Raw genomic sequence first — 17,276 nt, 5'->3', positions numbered from 1 at the left:
CAGAATGCTTCAATCTAACCCGGAAAGGCTCTAGCGCCGCTGGTTCGGCAGCACACCGGCGCGTTTGTCGGCATCGATTGCCGAGATCACGTCGGCATAGGGCTCCTGCCGGGCGACGCTCCAATAGCGTAATTCGTCGAGCGGAATCTGTTTTCCCGTCATCGCGCAGACGACATAGGAGCCGGGCGAGAGAATCTGGAAATCGCCATCGAGATACCGGATCTTCGCCTCGCGGTTTCCGTGTCCTTCGAACAAATTCATGCGCTCCGTTCCCTGCAGTCTGTCATCCGTCTGCCATACTCCCGCAAGGGCTGCTTTTCCAGCTTTTTTAGCTTCTGCCGAAAAGCCGTTCGATATCGCTGAGCTTCAATTCGATATAGGTCGGCCGGCCGTGATTGCACTGGCCGGAGCCGGGCGTCACTTCCATCTCCCGCAGTAGCGCGTTCATTTCCTCGGGCCGCAATCGCCGTCCGGAGCGCACCGACCCGTGGCAGGCCATGGTCGCTGCCACATATTCGAGCTTGGCCGACAGACCGGACGCCGTGTCCCATTCGGCAATCTCGTCGGCGAGCTGGCGGATCAGGCCATGCGCATCGACCTCGCCGAGCATGGCAGGCGTCTCGCGCACGGCGATCGCGCCTGGGCCGAAACGCTCGATCGCCAGGCCGAGTTCGGAAAGCTCGGCCGCATGCTGCATCAGCCGGTCGCAATCCTCTTCCGGAATGTCGATGATCTCGGGGATGAGCAGCACCTGCGAGGCCAGCCGCTTCGAATGCAGCGCCTTGCGCATCGCTTCGAAGACCAGCCGCTCATGCGCGGCATGTTGATCGACGATGACGAGCCCGTCCTCGGTCTGGGCGACGATGTAGTTTGCGTGGATCTGCGCCCGTGCCGCGCCGAGCGGATACCGTGCATTTGGTTCGGTCGCTGCCGGCTGCGGCGAAAATTGCGGCTCGGCTCGCGCCGTCGGCATCGAAAGTCCGTCGAAGGACGCCTGGGGCCGCTCGCCGAAACCCGTTGTCGGCTGATAGGGCCGGGAGGGCGACGTTTCGGCCGACCATGGCGTTTGCGGCCGCTGGCTATTCGGCTGGAAGCCGGGGCGGAAGGAACGCAGCATGTCGCTCGCCCCGGTCGTCGCCGCCCGGCTGCCGTCGCGCGCCAAGGCCTCGCGGATGGCGCCGACGATCAGGCCGCGCACCAGGCCAGGGTCGCGAAACCGCACGTCGGATTTCGCCGGATGCACGTTGACGTCGACCAGAGCGGGATCAAGCGTGATCGATAGCACCGCCACCGGATGGCGTCCGGATGGGATCGTCTCGGCATAGGCGCCGCGGATCGCCGAGAGGATCAGCTTGTCCTGCACCGGCCGGCCGTTGATGAAGGCGTATTGATGGGCGGAGTTGCCGCGATTGAAGGTCGGCACGCCGGCAAAGCCGGTGAGCGAGATCTCTTCGCGCACGGCGTCGAGCGCAATGGCGTTGTCGCGGAATTCCTTGCCGAGTACCTGCGCCATGCGCGCCAGATGATCATCGCCGGTCGCCGGGAATTCCAGCGTCGTGCGGTCCGAGCCCGACAGCACGAAGCGCACGGCCGGAAAGGCGATCGCCATGCGCTTGACGATCTCGGTGATGGCGCCAGCCTCGGCTTTCTCCGTCTTCAGGAATTTGAGGCGGGCGGGTGTGGCAAAAAACAGGTCGCGCACTTCGACGATCGTCCCGGGATTGGCGGCAGCCGGCCTGATATGCGCGATCTTGCCGCCGGCAACGGCGATCTCGTGGCCGCCAGTGCTGTCGCGCCTGCGGCTTGCGATGCTGAGCCTTGCAACCGAGCCGATCGAGGGCAGCGCCTCGCCGCGGAAGCCGAGCGTGCGGATATCCTCGAGCGTCTCGGAGATCTTCGAAGTGCAGTGGCGCCTGACCGCCAGTTCCAGATCGGCCGCGTCCATGCCCGAGCCATTGTCGCTGACGCGCAGCAGCGCCTTGCCGCCGCCTGATGTGGCGATCTCGATGCGCGTCGCCCCCGCGTCGAGCGCGTTTTCGATCAGTTCCTTGGCAGCGCTCGCCGGCCGTTCGATGACTTCGCCGGCGGCGATCTGGTTGATGAGCGTTTCGGAGAGCTGTCTGATGGCCATGGGCTATTTTCGGAGATTCGCGGGCCGGAGGGAAGGGCTTTCCAAGCGCTTTCCCGAACCGTGATCCGGGGGCTTCCCCAAATGTGGGGGTAGGTAATGTTAAGCCGGTTTTAACATAAAAATGGCATTTCTATTTATATGCCTCCGGAAGCTGCGAAATCGAACAGATGTGGGACGGAATAGAATGAGTGCCGGCTTCGAAAAGGCGGACACATCATCAGGAATCGATGGGGCTCCCGCCGAGGCCGATCTGCAGACGGCGCTTTTCGATGTCGTGTGCGACAGCCTTTCCGCAGCTTTCATCATCTACGACAAGAACGATCATCTCATCTTCGCAAGCCGCCAGACCCTCGAATTCTTTCCGCTGCCCGCCGAAATGCTGAAGCCGGGCACGCGGCTTCGCGATTTCCTCGGCGCAATGTACGACACCGGCATTCGCCAGCAGTATGATGTCAGGCGAGGTGGCTCGCTCAGCCGCGAAGACTGGCTGTCGGAGAAAATCGCCTCGCATTGGCGCGAGCGTTTCGACGCCGTCGAGCGCCATGGCACCGACAGCTGGGTCCGCTTCGTCAAGCGCAGGCTGCCGGGCGGCTACGGCGTCACCATCATCTCCGACATTTCCGAGAACAAGAAGCGCGAAGAGCAATGGCGCTCCGATCTGGAGCGCGTGCAGCTCACCGAGGACATTCTCGACAATCTGCCGTTTCCGCTTTTCGTCAAGGATCGCAACCTCACCTATGTCGCGGTGAATCTCGCCTTCTGCGAGAAATATCAGACGAGCGCCGACGAGGTGCTCGGCCGTAAGAGCGGTGATCTGTTTTCAGAGGAGATCGCCGAGCGCTTCGAGGAGAGCGATCGCCACGTGCTGGAGACCGGCGAGATGTCCGTCTCCCGCCAGCGTCAGATCTCCCGCGACGGTATCGAGCGCGACATCGTCAGCCGCAAACACCGCATCGGCAAGCCCGGCCGCTATTTCCTGGTGTCGACCACGCAGGACCTGCCGCGCGACGGCGCCGATCTCGACGAGTTCGGCCAAGCGTCCGCGATCACCGCCTCCAGCAATCAAAGCTATCGCCGGGCCTATGTGCCGGTACCAACGAGTGTCGGGCGGCGCGAACCAGCGGCGATGGAAGCGATTGTTCCGGAGAATTTCTCCGGCCGCAAGGTCCTCGTCGTCACCGCCGACCTCGCAGCCGAAACCGCCGCGCTGCGGACACTGACGAAATACGGCTTCGAATCCTGCTCGGTCCGCGGCGAGGACGAAGAGGAGCGGTTCCTGGAAATCGCCACCTCCTCCGGCATCTCGCTCGATCTTTTGATCATCGACAACCAGATGGGCATGCGCTGCCTCGAGCTTGCCGAGCAATACGGCATCCCGGCGCTCGTCATGCACGGCTTCCAGATCGCCAACGAGCTCACATTCCAGATCGCCCGCCATTTCAACCGCAACAGCCGCAGCGCCGCCGGTTCGGATGCGGATTGGGAAATCAGCACGTCCGACGATGTGGTCGGCCTGCAGATTCTTGTCGCCGAAGACAACGATATCAACCAGATCGTCTTCTCGCAGATCCTCGAAGGCCTCGGCTACCGCCATATGCTTGCGGCGACCGGTGACGAGGCCGTGCGCCTCTGGGCCGAGCACCGGCCGCAGATCGTACTGATGGATATTTCCCTGCCGGGTTTCAACGGTTTCGAGGCCGCCCGCCTCATTCGGCAGATGGAGGAAACCGGCGGCGGAACCCGCACCCCGATCATCGGCGTGCTCACCCAGGCCTTCGAGCGCGACCGCGCCGAATGCGTCAAATCAGGCATGGACGACGTCATCATGAAACCCGTCAGCCCGGACATGCTCGAACTGGTATTTCAGAAGTACCTGATGGCCGAGGCTTTGCGGGCGCGAAACTAAAGCATGTCGCGCAAAAGTGTGCAGCGGTTTTGCGCTAACGACATGCGTAAAAACAAAGACCTAAAGCGCGAGGAGCGAATCTGAAAGATCGCGACGCGCTTTAGAGCAATTTCAGGAAAAGTGTGAAGCGGTTTTCCGTCCGGAATTGCGTAAAACAAATGTTAGAGCGGTTCGGCGCTTCCATGAGAAGCTGAACCGCTCTAACAGAAATACCCGTCAACTCCCTAGATTTTGGGTGTTCCAGGCGGCAGAGGTCGCTGATTTCCTATCGAATTGTTAAGACATGCCGGTCATTCTTTTGCATAGCTGCGGGGGAAAGCTCGGGTTTGCATGATAAAATCGGCGGAAATAGCTTTCTTGACCGTGGGTCAGAATGAGCTTCAGGCGATGGCCTACACCGATCCGCTGACCGGATTGGGAAACCGCAATCGCATGCGGGACAAGGTCTTGCAGATCTCTTCCGAGCGCGCCAGCGATCCGGCCCCCTTCACCATCGGCATCGTCAACCTCGACAGCTTCAAGCCGATCAACGACCTGTTCGGCTCGACAGCCGGCGATGAAATCCTCTGCCAGGTCGCTCATCGTCTCAGGGCCTGTATTCCGGACGGCGCGCTTGTCACCCGCCACGATGGTGACGAATTCGCCTTCGTGCTGCCATTGATCTTCGAGCGGGCGAGTGCCGAGAAGTTCGGCCAGATGATCCGCGAGGTGCTATCAGCCCCCTATGACCTCGGTGACCGCAACGTCCGTCTCTCCGCTTCCCTCGGCTTCTCTATCTATCCGTTCGCCGGAGAGGATTGCGAGGAACTGCTGAAGAGTGCCGAAACCGCCCTCTACCGCTCCAAGCGCCGCGGTCGCGGCCAGATCACCGTCTATTCGCGCGAGATCGCGCAGGAAATGAAACGCGCGACGCAACTGGAGCAGGCGCTCAGAAACGCCATCATCTCGGATGCGATCGACGTGCATTTCCAGCCGATCGTCTCGTTGTCCAACAATCAGGTCGTCGGCTTTGAGGCGCTCGCCCGCTGGAACGACCCCGATCTCGGCTTCGTGCCGCCCGGCGTCTTCGTGCCGCTCGCCGAAGAGCGCGGCTTCATCGATGCGCTGTCGGAGGCGTTGCTGCGTAAAGCCGCCGAAGCAGCACTGTCCTGGCCGCGCGAACTCTTTCTGTCGTTCAATCTATCCTCGGCCCAGCTGATGGATCCGGGAACGAGCAGCAGCGTCCTGTCGATCCTCGGCCGCGTCGGCTTCGATCCGCATCGGCTGGAGCTGGAGATCACTGAGACCGCCGTGATGAGTTCGGCCGATACCGCTCATCGGATCATCGCCGATCTGCGCGCCGCCGGTGTGCGCATCTCGCTCGACGATTTCGGCACCGGCCAGTCGAGCCTCGGACGCCTGCGCGACTTTATCTTCGACAAGATCAAGATCGACCGTGCCTTCGTCTCGCGCATCAATTCCGATCGCGCCTCCGAACACATCATCAAGGCGATCCTCACCATGTGCGAGGGTTTGGAGCTGGAGGTCGTGGCGGAAGGCATCGAGGATTATGCGGAGGCAGTGAAGTTGCGTATGCTCGGCTGTGGCATGGGCCAGGGCTATCACTTCGGCCGTCCGGCCGATGGTATCGCCACGCTGCGCTTCCTACACGAGAACTACTACGATCCGACTATGATGGAGCGTGTCAGCGCATAAAACGATGGCGCCCCATAAAACGATGGCGCCCCTAGAGCATGATGCTTTTAGGCCGATCTGGCCTAAAAGCATCCAGTTCTAGGAGCGCCATCGCCTACGCTATACTACCGCGCACGGATTATTTAGGCGTGGTCGAGCCGGTCGCCGTGGTATCGGTACCGTTCGCAGCCGGAGCCGTTTCGGCCGACTGCATTGCCAGCGTCTTGAACTCCGGTGCGGCCTTCAGCGATTCAGCCGTTTCGCTGGTCGTCAGCTTGACGCTGCCGTCCTGAGTGTTCTGCGCGACGGTGATCTTTTCCATCGGAACGGCGACATCCTTTTCGCCGATACCGAGGAAGCCGCCGACGCCAACGATCGCAGCAACAATGCCGCCGTCCTTCTTCATGATCAGGTCGTTGACGCTGCCGATGCTTTCATTCTTGGCGTTATAGACCGACTGGCCGATATAGGTGTTGGCACTGATCTGATCCGGAGCCTGCTCCGTCAGATAGCCGACCTGAGCTGTGTCTGCGGTCGGTGCTGCGGCCGGAGCCTGTGCGGCATCGCCTGCGGGCTTGGTGACATCGGGCGTCATCGGCTTAGGTGCTGCCGGGTTGGCCGGAGCTGCCTGTGTTGGAGCGGCGGGATTCGCTGGCTGCGGCGCCGCCTGCGAAAATGCCGCCGGTGCGAAAGCCGTGGCAAACAGTGCGCCAGCGGCAACGGTCGTCAAGAGTTTGCGTGTCATTTCGAACCTACTTTCATTTCCCTGGAGTAATCACTGACCCGGCAACGCCTGTTTGATTGCAGCGCCGGTTCGAAAGGAAAATGAGTGGTGGGCCGATTGGTTCCGGTTGAAAACACGGAAAATTTCTCGATTCTCACGGAACATTTATCGAGGAGCTGCCGCCAAACCCAGAAAAGGCGCCCCGGTCGGGGAGCGCCTCAGATGGCCTCGGCCCCCCGTGTTCAGAGCACATAGACGGGATCAAACACGCCCTTGACCTCGATGCCGAGCTCCAGAAGCGCGCCGGCACTGGGCTGGGCCGAACGGGCATCCTCGTCGAGCCCTTCCCAGGCGGTCGTTACCGCAAGCCGGTCGGCATTGACGCCGATAAAGGCAGGGCAGGAAGGCTGGACGGCGGGGACCTTGTAGCGCGAAATACGCAGGCCATCGGGATTGTAGCGGTCGACGACACCCGCACCCCAGCGCGCATTCCAGATATAACCGTCGGCATCGACCACCGAGCCGTCGATGTCGCCGGGCTCGTTCATGCTGTCGACCAGCACGATAGGCTCGCCCGAGGGCAGGCCGGTCAGCGGATCGACCATGACTCGCATCAGCCGGTTGATGCGGGAATCCGTGTAATAGCCGATCGTGCCGTCAGGCGAGAAGCAGATCGAATTCGGGATGCTGATGCCGTTGAAAATCTTCGTCACCTTGCCGCTGGCGACATGATAGATGGCGCCGGCCTGGTTTTCCGCCCGCTTGCTCATCGTGCCGATCCAGAGCGCGCCGGAAGGATGCGTGCGGCCGTCGTTCGAACGGTTTTCCGGCCTGTCGTTTTCGAGCGCGGCGTAGAAGGTGAGGTTGCCGCTTGCCACGTCGCGCACGAAAAGCCCTTCTTCCGTCGCGATCAGCTGCCGCGCTGCGTCGATGCGTGCAAGCACGCTCGCCATCACAGGCAGCGGATGCACCTTTTTCGCGCCCGTCGAAAGATTGAGCTCGTGCAGTTCCTTGCCGAGGATGTTGAACCACCAGACGGTATTGCTGTCCGGATCATAGGTCGGGCCTTCACCGAGAACGGAATTGGTATTGCAAAGTGTTTTGCCCTCGAACTCATAAATATCGGTCATACGTTCACGCTCCCAATGGCTGCATCATAGGCGTAAATGGTCGCCTTGGCGCGCTCGGCAACCTCTGATGCGGTCATTCCTGGCTTGTAGATGCTGGTGCCGAGGCCGAAGGAGAAGATGCCGGCCTTGGTATAATCGCCGAAATTCTTGTCCGACACACCGCCGACGGCGGCAATCATCAGCTCAGCCGGCAGGATTGCCCGGATCGCCGTGATGCCGGAAGGGCCGAGCACGCTTGCCGGAAAGAATTTGAGACCGGTGGCCCCGGCGCGCGCTGCCGCCAGCGCCTCGGTCGGCGTAAAGACACCCGGCATCGTCACCATGCCATATTCGCGCGCCCGGATGATCACCTCAGGCTCGACATTCGGGGTGACGAGCAGCTTGCCGCCGGCCGCATGCAGGCTGTCGACCGCCTCGACGGTCAACACCGTGCCGGCGCCGATCAGCACCTCGGCCGGCGCCATCTTTGCGGCGATCTCGATGGACTTGAACGGTTCCGGCGAGTTGAGCGGAATCTCGATCGCCGTCAGGCCATTTTCGATCAGAGCACCGACGACGCTTTCGGTCTCGTCAGGCCGGATGCCGCGAAGGATGGCGATCAGCGGGCGCTTCATATCGGGGAAGGGGATGCGGTTCATCGTGTCAGCTTTCTCAATTCGGCCAGATGGATTCGGCGGCAGCCGAAAGCCCGCGGCGCACGGCGGCGTCGGCGTCGATGGCGGTGAAGGCAAGGGAGAGGGTTCTGAAGGCCTGTTCGTAAAGTGCCTGCAGCCGCCCGGAGGCGACGAGGGTGATGTCGGTGCCGTTTGCCGCATCCTGCAGCGCCCCGGCGATCTCGAGGCCGATCAGCGTGCCGGAAAGCCGGGCTTGCGCGGCAGCGGCTGATATGCCGTGAAGGAGCTGGCCCGAGCGGGCGGTGAACAGCAGGTTGGAGGCAAGGGCCGGGCGCGTAAAAGCGGCCGAGACCGCCGCCTCGAAGGCTGCCGCATCCGCCTGCCGCTCTCCCGCGCCGGCAACGGCGTGCGAAAGGATCGTGTGTTTGCTGACGACGTCGAAAAGCTCGCCGGTCATGAAGGTCGAAAAGCCGGTGACCTTGGCGTCCGTCACATGCACCCATTTCGAATGCGTGCCGGGCATACAGACCGCCTGCGCCCCCGAGCTTGCGCGGCCGAGCGCGCCGAGAAGCTGGGTTTCCTCACCGCGCATGACGTCGGGCCTCGCCATGTCCCGCTGGGCAAGGCCCGGCAGGATGCGGATGTCGCGGCTTTCGCCTGGCACGGAGACCGCCCCGGTCAGGATCGAGACGAGCGGCGCCGGCACGTCGATATAACCGGCCTCAACCCAGCCCTGCCTGGCGCCGGCCATGCCGCAGACGATCACCGGCAGGTTTTCCGGCGCCTCGATGGCGGTGAGATGGCTGGCAAGCACCGCGGAAAAGCCGGTCTTTGCCGCGCTCGTCATGCCTTCGCCGCTGCGACGTTCGGCAAGGACGGTGCCGTCTCTGTCGATCAGCCAGAGCCGAAAGCTGCTGGTGCCCCAGTCCACCGCGACATAAGCGGGATTTGCCATTACAGAACGCCTCCATCGACAATCAGGGACTGGGCGGTCATTCCAGCCGCACAGTCGGATGCAAGAAACAGGCAGGGACCGACGATCGCATCGGGTTTGAGCGCGACTTTCAGGCACTGATCCTCAATCGAGCGCGCAATGCTCTCCTCGGTGAGCCAGTGCTGCATCTGCCGCTCGGTGACCACCATGCCGGGCAGGATGCAATTGACCCGGATATTCTCCGGCCCGAGCCTGCCCGCCAGGCTCTTCGTCAGTCCGACGACCGCTGCCTTGGCGGCCGCATAGGCGGGAAAACCACCCATGTTCAGCTTGAAGGCGATTGACGACATATTGATGATCGCCCCGCCGCCGGCCGTCCGCATCGACGGCACGACTGCCTGCGAGGTGAAGAACACATGCTTGAGGTTGACCGCCTGGTTATTGTCCCAATAGGCCTCGGTGACCGCGTCAAATTCATGGCGGTCGTCCCAGGCGGCATTGTTGACCAGCACGCGGATCGGCCCTGACCTGGTAATGACGGTATCGACCGTGCGCCGGATCGCCTCGATGTCGCGCAGGTCGGCATGGTGAAAGGAGACCGGATGCGTGGTCTCCCGCGACAGCCTTTCGGCGAGCTCGCGGCCGGCGGCCTCGGCGATATCGATCTTGGCGCCTTGGCGCGCGAAACCTTCGACGATCGCAGCACCGATGCCTGATCCGCCGCCGGTCACCAGCACGGTTCGGTTTTTGAACTCGGGAAATTGTGCTGCTGGCATCATGGTCACCGTCGCCTCCCGACCTTATCGTTGTTCCATTATTTGGAACTTAATTTGACTATATGGAATTATCGAATTACAGTGCCCTTTCTGTCAAGGGTGAGTGACGCGATGAATTCGAACGGCGACGGCGCAGCACAGGCACGCGAGACCGGCACGCTCGGCAAACTGATGGTTCTGCTCGATCTCGTCACCCATGCCGACGCCCCGTTGCGTTTCACCGATATCCTGGCTCTCGCCGGCCAGCCGCGCGGCACGCTGCATCGCCAGCTGAGCCACCTGGTGGAGGAAGGGCTGATCGAGCTCGATGGTGACGGCCGCTATGCGCCAGGCCTGCGCCTGCTCGATTTCGCCGCGCGCAGCTGGGCGCGCAACGAATTCCGCTTGATCGCCGAGCCGCACCTCGCCGATCTGCAGCGGGCGACCGGCGAGACGGTGCATCTCGGCGTTCTCCGCGGACAGTCGATCATCTATCTCGATAAGGTCGAAGGCCGTCAGCCTGTGCGCATGTATTCGCAGATCGGCAATGCCTCGCCCTGTTATTGCACCGGCGTCGGCAAGGCCGCCTTGTCGCTGCTGCCGGCCGAAGGCCTTGCCAATCTCGTCGCCGGCTTGAGCTTCACCAGCTTTACCGCCTCGACCCATGTCTCAGCCGAAACGCTGCTTGCGGAAATCCGCGAGATTGCCGATCAGGGCTATGCCTTCGACCGTGAGGAGCATGAGGCCGGCATCCGCTGCGTTGCCGCACCCGTCTGGTCGGAGGATCGGACCTTTATGGGTGGCATTTCGATTACCGGCCCGGCCTATCGGTTGTCGATGGAACTTCTGCACCAGTGGGCCGTTCCGGTTCGACTGGCGGCTGGGAGGATCATGGAAGGCATGCGCGTTCGTCTCGGTCCGCGCCGCTGAGGGAAAAATCACAATCGGCCCGCTGCCGGACGCGATCGCAGAGCATGCTTATGATGAGCGCGATATTGAGATTTGCCGACGAATCACCACAACTAGAACGGTCCGCGAAATCTACAACCAGTCATCGGCTGAACGCTCAACGCTGAAGCCGATTCCACAAGCGATCGTCGTTCCCCGATGCAATTGAAACACCCCTAGCGGGCAGGTTTCGCAAACGGTTTGCCGGCCGCTGTGCCGAAGATGAAGAAATGTGATGGCACCCTTGTCGCAAACATCCACGGAAGAAGACGATTATGTTCAGGAAATTGCGGGCCTGAAGACCCAGTTCGATATTTTTCGTTTCATGAAACGGGTGACGGAAGCCTATCGCAGCCGTGCCTTCATGGTCCTCAACCTGCCGCCGATCACCTCCCTCGATCTTCAGGGCAGCACCGTCATTACCAGCTGGCCGGCCGAGCTTCTGGCTCTCTACGACCAGGAAGGCCTGATGGTGAACAGTCCGGTTCTGAGGCGCCTCAGAACATCCGCGCGACCCTTTTTCTACGACATGTCGCGTCAGAACTGGTCGCGGGACGACGGCAAGTCCATTCTCGTTGCCTCGCTGTTCGAACGTTTCAAGATGATGCGCTGCGCCTATTTCCCGACGCATGATCCTTCCGGCCTGCGCGGCGCCGTCTCTTTCGCCGGCGACCGCGAGCCCTTCAATCCGGCCGAGATGCGCGAGCTGTGCTACATCGCCATCCACGTCTTCGACAGGCTTGGGGAGATCCGCAACCTCGATACGCGCATGACGGACACGCTGACCGACCGCGAGATCGATTGCCTCAACTGGACGGCAGCCGGCAAGACCAGTGCTGAAATCGCCGAAATCCTCACCCTCTCCGAGCACACGGTCAATCACTACCTCAACCGCGCCACCAAGAAGCTCGACACGGTCAACCGCACCCAGGCCGTCGCCAAGGCGCTGCGCATCGGCCTGATCAAATAAGTTGCAAAAAACAACCGACTGCTTTCCGAGCCGCCCAGCGCGTAGGCATACCTTTCCCGCTGAGGGGCTGCCGCAAGCGCTTTTGCGCTCTTTTCCCTGATTTTTCATCTGGCACGCTTTCTGCATCTCTTCGGCGAGAGGTCCAGAGGGGACTTTGAGACCAGCGCCAGGAAATGGCGCGGCCGACACACCGCTGCCCGACGCCGATGCCGCTTTTCTCCCGGCCCTTCGGCGTCGGCGGCGGTTGTTGCGTTTTGGCACCGCTTCTTTCGCAGCTGTTGGCGATTTCATCTTCCTTGTTCACTTTTCGCTGGTCTTTTTTTCGGCTTGCGCTAGTTCGCCCCGGATTGCGCCGGTTCTAGGGGAGACCGTTGCGGCCATCAGGGCGAAAGCCCGGCGGACTTGATGGCCGCAACGGACTGCCAATTCTCCCCGGCGTTCTTTTGGCCCGCCGGATTTTCCTCCCGATGATTTTGTTTGGCGAAGGCTTCGGTCTCCACTATTTCTACTGCATGACTTAGCCCAATCGGAATTGATTGGGCTGAGTCATGCAGCAATTCAAGTGCTACAGCGTCCTTTGCGCGTCTTGAGAGACGCGCGACGCTGTAGTCTGCAAGAAGCATTGAGGGTGAAATGGCCGACGTCACCAAGGAACAGGTTCTCGAAACGCTGAAGACCGTGCGTGGACCGGATCTCGAGCACGATATCGTCGAGCTCGGCATGGTCTCCGACGTCTTCATCTCCGACGGCAAGGTTTATTTCTCCATCACCGTCCCGGCCGATCGCGCCAAGGAGCTGGAGCCGATGCGGCTCGCCGCCGAGCGCGTCATCAAGGAAATGCCAGGCGTCAAGGGTGCTCTCGTCACACTGACGGCGGACAAGAAGGCCGCCGCCGCCGCTCCGGCTGCCCGCCCTGCGGCGAACCCGCCTCACGGTCATGCCGGGCACGATCATGGGAGCCATGCTCACGCTCCTCAACAACCGCCGCGCGCCGGCAAGATCGGTGTGCCCGGCATCGGCGCCATCATCGCGGTCGCCTCGGGCAAGGGTGGGGTCGGTAAGTCGACCACCGCCGTCAATCTCGCACTCGGCCTGCTCGCCAACGGTCTTCGCGTCGGCATTCTCGATGCAGACATCTACGGTCCCTCGATGCCGCGCCTGCTGAAGATATCGGGCCGCCCGACGCAGATCGACGGCCGCATCATCAATCCGATGGAGAATTATGGCCTCAAGGTCATGTCGATGGGCTTCCTTGTCGACGAGGAGACGGCGATGATCTGGCGCGGGCCGATGGTGCAGTCGGCGTTGTTGCAGATGCTGCGCGAAGTCGCCTGGGGCGAGCTCGACGTCCTCGTCGTCGACATGCCGCCCGGCACCGGCGACGCGCAGCTGACCATGGCCCAGCAGGTGCCGCTTGCCGGTGCGGTCATCGTCTCCACACCGCAGGATCTCGCTCTGATCGATGCCCGCAAGGGCCTCAACATGTTCCGCAAGGTCGAGGTGCCTGTGCTCGGCATCGTCGAGAATATGAGCTACTTCATCGCCCCTGATACCGGCACCCGCTACGACATCTTCGGCCATGGCGGCGCCCGCAGGGAGGCCGAGCGCATCGGCGTTCCCTTCCTCGGCGAAGTGCCGCTGACGATGAACATCCGCGAAACCTCCGACGCCGGCACGCCGCTCGTCGCCTCCGAGCCGAACGGCATCGTCGCCGGCATCTATCGCGGTATCGCCGCCAAGGTCTGGGAGCAGCTCGCCGGCCAGTCCCAGCGCCCGGCGCCGGCGATCGTCTTCGAATAATGCATGCCGCCCGGAAGTGTGCAGCGGTTCCGGGATGACGGCATGCATAAGACAAAATGCATGCCGCCCGGAAGTGTGCAGCGGTTCCGGGATAACGGCATGCATAAGACAAAATGCATGCCGCCCGGAAGTGAAGCGGTTCCGGGACAACGGCATGCATAAGACAAAGAGCTGGCGCGCGTCGCATGAATCGGGTTCGACGCGAGGTGCTTTAGCGAGCCGAATCACCGCAGCGGATACCCCAAATTGTGGGGGAAACGTGGTGAAAAGCCGCGCTTCACGGAAGATGTCTTGATTATTTCACGGCTTTGCTTCATATGCCGCGGCGCCATGATGGCGTTTTGCTGCAGATGCTCAATGACGGCCGTCCCCGTTTCGAAGGGTTCGGCCCGCCTGCAAGTTCGGAGTTGTCTTGTCGATCGAAGGATTGGGAACTGCGATGCAGTTGAGCACAATGCGCATGCCGGCCTTTGAGGTTGGATGCAGCCGGAGAGACTACCGGTGATTACCGCTTACTGTTCCAATTGCAAGTCGGTCGAGATCCGCGATCTGTCGCATGCCGCCTCCTTTCCCGAGGATGTCGTATGGATCGACATGATCGAGCCGACCCGCGACGAGGAACTCTATGTCGAGAAGGTTCTCGGCATCGAGGTCCCGACTCGCGACGATCTCAAGGATATCGAGCCTTCCGCCCGTCTTTATGTCGAAAACGACGCCGTCTTCATGACCGCTTCGCTGCTCTGGAAGGCTGACACCGACGTGCCGACGCTGACCGATGTCGCCTTCATCCTGGCTGGAAATCGCCTGGTCACCATTCGCTACGCCCATCCCAAATCCTTTGCGCTGTTCATCGCTGCCCTCCACCGGCTGCCGGAAAACTGGCGCAGCGGCGCTGCCCTTCTCGCCAAGCTCTTGGAGACGATCGTCGACCGCACCGCCGAAATCCTCGAAATCTCCATCTCCCGTATCGACATCCTCTCGACGCATGTCTTCGGCGATCGGGCAAGGAAGGTGCGCAAGCCCTCGAACTACCTCGAGGAGAAGTTGCGCGATATTGCCGGCCATCACCGGATGATCAGCAAGGTGCGCGACAGTCTCGGGTCGCTTACTCGCCTGCTGACGTTCTTTCACACGATCCCGGCGATCCAGCAGGACCGCGAGGCGAAGGAGCTCTGCCGCACCGTCTCGCGCGATGTCCAGTCGCTGTCGGAGCATGCTTCCTTCGTCGCAGGCAACATCACCTTCCTGCTCGATGCTTCGCTCGGGCTGATCAACATCGAGCAGAACTCGATCATCAAGATTTTCTCGATTGCCTCGGTGGTGTTCTTGCCGCCGACATTGGTCGCCTCCATCTATGGTATGAACTTTCAGGTCATGCCGGAGTTGACCTGGGCCGCGGGTTATCCCTATTCGCTGGCCTTGATGGTGATTTCAGCCGTCATCCCCTTTTTCTTTTTCCGCTGGAAAGGCTGGCTCTGAGGAGCCTGATGCAACTTCATGTCCGAAGAGAGCCATCCGAACGAAAGCCATATGACGCCGAAAAAGCTGTTCTATCTCGCGTTGGGTTCCGTCGGTGTCGTCTACGGCGATATCGGCACCAGCCCGCTCTATGCCTTTCGCGAGGCGCTGAAGCCGGTGGCCCATGATGGCGTCACCCGTTTTGAAGTCATCAGCCTGATCTCGCTGATGATCTGGGCGCTGACGATCATCGTCACCATCAAATATGTGCTCTTCCTGCTGCGCGCCGACAACGACGGCGAGGGCGGCACGTTGTCGCTGCTTGCCCTGCTGATGAAGACCGCCAACGGCCATACCGCGATCCTGATGCTGCTCGGCCTGATGGGTGCTGCCCTCTTTCTCGGCGATGCGATGATCACGCCGGCTCTATCGGTGCTGTCTGCCGTCGAAGGCCTGAAGCTCGTCACACCCAGCCTCGCGGAATATATCGTGCCGATCTCGGTGGTGATCCTGGCGCTGCTTTTCATCGTGCAATCGCGCGGCACCGGTGCCGTTGCAAGGTTCTTCGGCCCGATCACCGCCGTCTGGTTCCTAGTCATGGCCGCCGCCGGCATTTCTCATATCTCGGACGATTACGGCATCCTTGCCGCCTTCAATCCCTATTATGCCGTCAGCTTCCTGCTGCATGAGGGCTTCTACGGCGTCGTCGTACTTGGCGCCGTCTTCCTGACGGTGACGGGCGCCGAGGCGCTCTACGCCGATCTCGGCCATTTCGGCCGTCGTCCGATCCAGTGGGCCTGGTTCCTGCTGGTATTCCCGTCGCTGACGCTGAACTATCTCGGGCAGGGGGCGCTGGTTCTCGGCAATCCGGCGACGATGTCCGATCCCTTCTATCTGATGTATCCGAAATGGGCGCTGCTGCCGGTCGTCATCCTGGCGACCGCCGCGACGATCATCGCCAGCCAGGCTGTCATCACCGGCGCCTTCTCGATGGTGCGCCAAGGCATCAACCTCGGCTTCCTGCCGCGCATGGAAATCCTCTTCACCTCGGAAACCAATACCGGGCAGATCTTCGTGCCTTCGGTCAACGCCGTGCTGTTCATCGGCGTCATCTTCCTGGTACTGAGTTTCAAAACATCGGACGCGCTGGCGACCGCCTACGGTATCTCCGTCACCGGCGCCATGGTCGTCACCTCGATCATGGCCTTCGAATTCGTCCGCGCCCGCTGGAACTGGTCGCTTCCGGTTGCGGTGATCGCGCTCGCGCCGCTGGTGGTGCTCGAAATGATCTTCCTCGGCGCCAACCTTTTGAAGATCCACGACGGCGGCTATATCCCGATCATGATCGCCACGGCCTTTACCGTCGTCATGTGGACCTGGCGTCGCGGCACGGCGATCCTGATGGAAAAGACCCGCCACACCGATATTCCGCTCGCCTCCTTCGTCAGCTCGATCGAGCGCAAGAGCGAACATTCGCCGGCCCAGGTCCCGGGCACGGCGATCTTCCTGACCAGCGATCCGGAATCGGCCCCCGCCGCCTTGCTGCACAATCTCAAGCACAACCATGTGCTTCACGACCGCAACGTCATCCTGACGATCCGCACGGTCAACAAACCGCGCGTCCCGAGCCAGGACCGCTACCGGGTTGAGCAGATTTCCGAGCGCTTCTCCCGCGTCGAACTGCTCTTCGGCTTCATGGAATCGCAGAATGTCTCGCAGGCCCTGGCGACGCTGCGCAAGACAGGCCTGAAGTTCGACATCATGTCGACCTCCTTCTATCTCGGCCGACGCAAGCTGGTGCCGGACGCCAAGTCGGGCATGCCCTACTGGCAGGACCGGCTTTACATCGCGCTCGCCAACGCCGCCGCCAACCCTTCGGACTACTTCCGCCTGCCGGCGAACCGCGTGGTGGAACTCGGCTCGCACGTTATTATTTGAGCTCCCTCTTCTCCCCAGCGGGGAGAAGGTGGCCCGCAGGGTCGGAAGGGGGCCACACGGTACACCATTCATTGCCCTTCGCTTGCGTTCAGCGCATTCGCGGCTTTGCCGCTCACCCCCTCATCGCCTCGCTATCGCTCCGGCACTTCTCCCCGCTGGGGAGAAGAGGACGGTCGTGGCGCCTTGGTCCCCTTTCTCCGTAGCCGGAGCAAGAGAGATTGGACCAAGTTGCTGTTGCTTCATCATTGACATCCCTTGGGATCGAGGCCGGAGGTGCCGCACCGCTGTTCCCAA

General features: G+C 61.7%; 14 protein-coding genes. 7 read left to right on the top strand and 7 right to left on the bottom strand.

All coding sequences use genetic code 11. From position 1 onward, the window contains the following. Nucleotides 1-30 precede the first annotated feature (30 nt). Together ACS4RR_RS22270 and mutL are read right to left on the bottom strand one after the other, a co-directional pair. Nucleotides 31-261, bottom strand: a complete 231-nt coding sequence (locus tag ACS4RR_RS22270; protein ID WP_003545832.1) for a DUF2093 domain-containing protein — start codon at nucleotides 259-261, stop codon at nucleotides 31-33. A 67-nt stretch (nucleotides 262-328) separates the two neighbouring features. Then, nucleotides 329-2,131: a DNA mismatch repair endonuclease MutL gene (gene mutL / locus ACS4RR_RS22265; RefSeq protein WP_456189413.1), complete on the bottom strand. Its 1,803-nt coding sequence runs from the start codon at nucleotides 2,129-2,131 to the stop codon at nucleotides 329-331. Nucleotides 2,132-2,315: 184 nt separating this feature from the next. Here mutL and ACS4RR_RS22260 point away from each other — a divergent pair, with 184 nt between their 5' ends. Both ACS4RR_RS22260 and ACS4RR_RS22255 read left to right on the top strand, forming a co-directional pair. Next, on the top strand, nucleotides 2,316-4,037 hold the full coding sequence (locus ACS4RR_RS22260; protein WP_456189412.1) for a response regulator: 1,722 nt from the start codon (nucleotides 2,316-2,318) through the stop codon (nucleotides 4,035-4,037). A 330-nt stretch (nucleotides 4,038-4,367) separates the two neighbouring features. Then, nucleotides 4,368-5,732: a putative bifunctional diguanylate cyclase/phosphodiesterase gene (locus ACS4RR_RS22255; protein WP_017963006.1), complete on the top strand. Its 1,365-nt coding sequence runs from the start codon at nucleotides 4,368-4,370 to the stop codon at nucleotides 5,730-5,732. Nucleotides 5,733-5,850: 118 nt separating this feature from the next. Here ACS4RR_RS22255 and ACS4RR_RS22250 read toward each other — a convergent pair whose 3' ends face one another. The 5 genes from ACS4RR_RS22250 to ACS4RR_RS22230 form a co-directional block, all read right to left on the bottom strand. Then, a complete protein-coding gene (locus ACS4RR_RS22250; RefSeq protein WP_456189411.1) occupies nucleotides 5,851-6,456 on the bottom strand; it encodes a PRC-barrel domain-containing protein in 606 nt (201 codons plus the stop codon). A 221-nt stretch (nucleotides 6,457-6,677) separates the two neighbouring features. Then, nucleotides 6,678-7,565 (bottom strand): SMP-30/gluconolactonase/LRE family protein, encoded by an 888-nt coding sequence (locus ACS4RR_RS22245; protein WP_017963008.1) that lies wholly within the window; start codon nucleotides 7,563-7,565, stop codon nucleotides 6,678-6,680. After that, nucleotides 7,562-8,203 carry a 2-dehydro-3-deoxy-6-phosphogalactonate aldolase gene (locus ACS4RR_RS22240; RefSeq protein WP_162118894.1) on the bottom strand — a complete coding sequence of 214 codons (642 nt, stop codon included), beginning with the start codon at nucleotides 8,201-8,203 and terminating at the stop codon, nucleotides 7,562-7,564. The genes ACS4RR_RS22245 and ACS4RR_RS22240 overlap by 4 nt, the downstream gene beginning before the upstream one ends. A gap of 13 nt (nucleotides 8,204-8,216) precedes the next feature. After that, nucleotides 8,217-9,134 carry a 2-dehydro-3-deoxygalactonokinase gene (locus ACS4RR_RS22235; protein WP_162118895.1) on the bottom strand — a complete coding sequence of 306 codons (918 nt, stop codon included), beginning with the start codon at nucleotides 9,132-9,134 and terminating at the stop codon, nucleotides 8,217-8,219. Then, nucleotides 9,134-9,892, bottom strand: a complete 759-nt coding sequence (locus ACS4RR_RS22230; protein ID WP_456190168.1) for an SDR family NAD(P)-dependent oxidoreductase — start codon at nucleotides 9,890-9,892, stop codon at nucleotides 9,134-9,136. Before ACS4RR_RS22230 ends, ACS4RR_RS22235 begins: the two co-directional genes overlap by 1 nt. A gap of 108 nt (nucleotides 9,893-10,000) precedes the next feature. Between ACS4RR_RS22230 and ACS4RR_RS22225 the strand changes: the two genes are divergently transcribed. The 5 genes from ACS4RR_RS22225 (at nucleotide 10,001) to ACS4RR_RS22205 (ending at nucleotide 16,982) form a co-directional block, all read left to right on the top strand. Next, complete coding sequence (locus ACS4RR_RS22225) at nucleotides 10,001-10,798, top strand: IclR family transcriptional regulator (RefSeq protein ID WP_162118896.1); 798 nt, start codon at nucleotides 10,001-10,003, stop codon at nucleotides 10,796-10,798. Nucleotides 10,799-11,051: 253 nt separating this feature from the next. Continuing rightward, a complete protein-coding gene (locus ACS4RR_RS22220) occupies nucleotides 11,052-11,786 on the top strand; it encodes a LuxR family transcriptional regulator (protein WP_162118897.1) in 735 nt (244 codons plus the stop codon). A 633-nt stretch (nucleotides 11,787-12,419) separates the two neighbouring features. Beyond that, complete coding sequence (locus ACS4RR_RS22215; RefSeq protein ID WP_456189410.1) at nucleotides 12,420-13,586, top strand: Mrp/NBP35 family ATP-binding protein; 1,167 nt, start codon at nucleotides 12,420-12,422, stop codon at nucleotides 13,584-13,586. A gap of 501 nt (nucleotides 13,587-14,087) precedes the next feature. Next, entirely contained in the window at nucleotides 14,088-15,065 is a 978-nt protein-coding gene (locus ACS4RR_RS22210; RefSeq protein ID WP_311202829.1) for a magnesium transporter CorA family protein, read from the top strand. A gap of 18 nt (nucleotides 15,066-15,083) precedes the next feature. Then, the gene (locus ACS4RR_RS22205) at nucleotides 15,084-16,982 is read left to right on the top strand and encodes a potassium transporter Kup (RefSeq protein ID WP_170256184.1); all 1,899 of its coding nucleotides are present in this window, start codon (nucleotides 15,084-15,086) and stop codon (nucleotides 16,980-16,982) included. The last annotated feature ends 294 nt before the right edge of the window (nucleotides 16,983-17,276 follow it).

Source organism: Rhizobium zaerense, from assembly GCF_051810725.1.
Classification (GTDB): Bacteria; Pseudomonadota; Alphaproteobacteria; order Rhizobiales; family Rhizobiaceae; genus Rhizobium; species Rhizobium leguminosarum_I.
The sequence above is the reverse complement of the archived record's forward strand: the minus strand, read 5'-3'. Positions and strand labels throughout refer to the sequence as shown.

What these genes read in the sequence shown, in the direction of transcription:
- ACS4RR_RS22270 (WP_003545832.1), bottom strand. Translation starts at nt 261, where the DNA reads ATGAATTTGTTCGAAGGACACGGAAACCGCGAGGCGAAGATCCGGTAT.
- mutL (WP_456189413.1), bottom strand. Translation starts at nt 2,131, where the DNA reads ATGGCCATCAGACAGCTCTCCGAAACGCTCATCAACCAGATCGCCGCC.
- ACS4RR_RS22260 (WP_456189412.1), top strand. Translation starts at nt 2,316, where the DNA reads ATGAGTGCCGGCTTCGAAAAGGCGGACACATCATCAGGAATCGATGGG.
- ACS4RR_RS22255 (WP_017963006.1), top strand. Translation starts at nt 4,368, where the DNA reads ATGATAAAATCGGCGGAAATAGCTTTCTTGACCGTGGGTCAGAATGAG.
- ACS4RR_RS22250 (WP_456189411.1), bottom strand. Translation starts at nt 6,456, where the DNA reads ATGACACGCAAACTCTTGACGACCGTTGCCGCTGGCGCACTGTTTGCC.
- ACS4RR_RS22245 (WP_017963008.1), bottom strand. Translation starts at nt 7,565, where the DNA reads ATGACCGATATTTATGAGTTCGAGGGCAAAACACTTTGCAATACCAAT.
- ACS4RR_RS22240 (WP_162118894.1), bottom strand. Translation starts at nt 8,203, where the DNA reads ATGAACCGCATCCCCTTCCCCGATATGAAGCGCCCGCTGATCGCCATC.
- ACS4RR_RS22235 (WP_162118895.1), bottom strand. Translation starts at nt 9,134, where the DNA reads ATGGCAAATCCCGCTTATGTCGCGGTGGACTGGGGCACCAGCAGCTTT.
- ACS4RR_RS22230 (WP_456190168.1), bottom strand. Translation starts at nt 9,892, where the DNA reads ATGATGCCAGCAGCACAATTTCCCGAGTTCAAAAACCGAACCGTGCTG.
- ACS4RR_RS22225 (WP_162118896.1), top strand. Translation starts at nt 10,001, where the DNA reads ATGAATTCGAACGGCGACGGCGCAGCACAGGCACGCGAGACCGGCACG.
- ACS4RR_RS22220 (WP_162118897.1), top strand. Translation starts at nt 11,052, where the DNA reads ATGGCACCCTTGTCGCAAACATCCACGGAAGAAGACGATTATGTTCAG.
- ACS4RR_RS22215 (WP_456189410.1), top strand. Translation starts at nt 12,420, where the DNA reads ATGGCCGACGTCACCAAGGAACAGGTTCTCGAAACGCTGAAGACCGTG.
- ACS4RR_RS22205 (WP_170256184.1), top strand. Translation starts at nt 15,084, where the DNA reads ATGTCCGAAGAGAGCCATCCGAACGAAAGCCATATGACGCCGAAAAAG.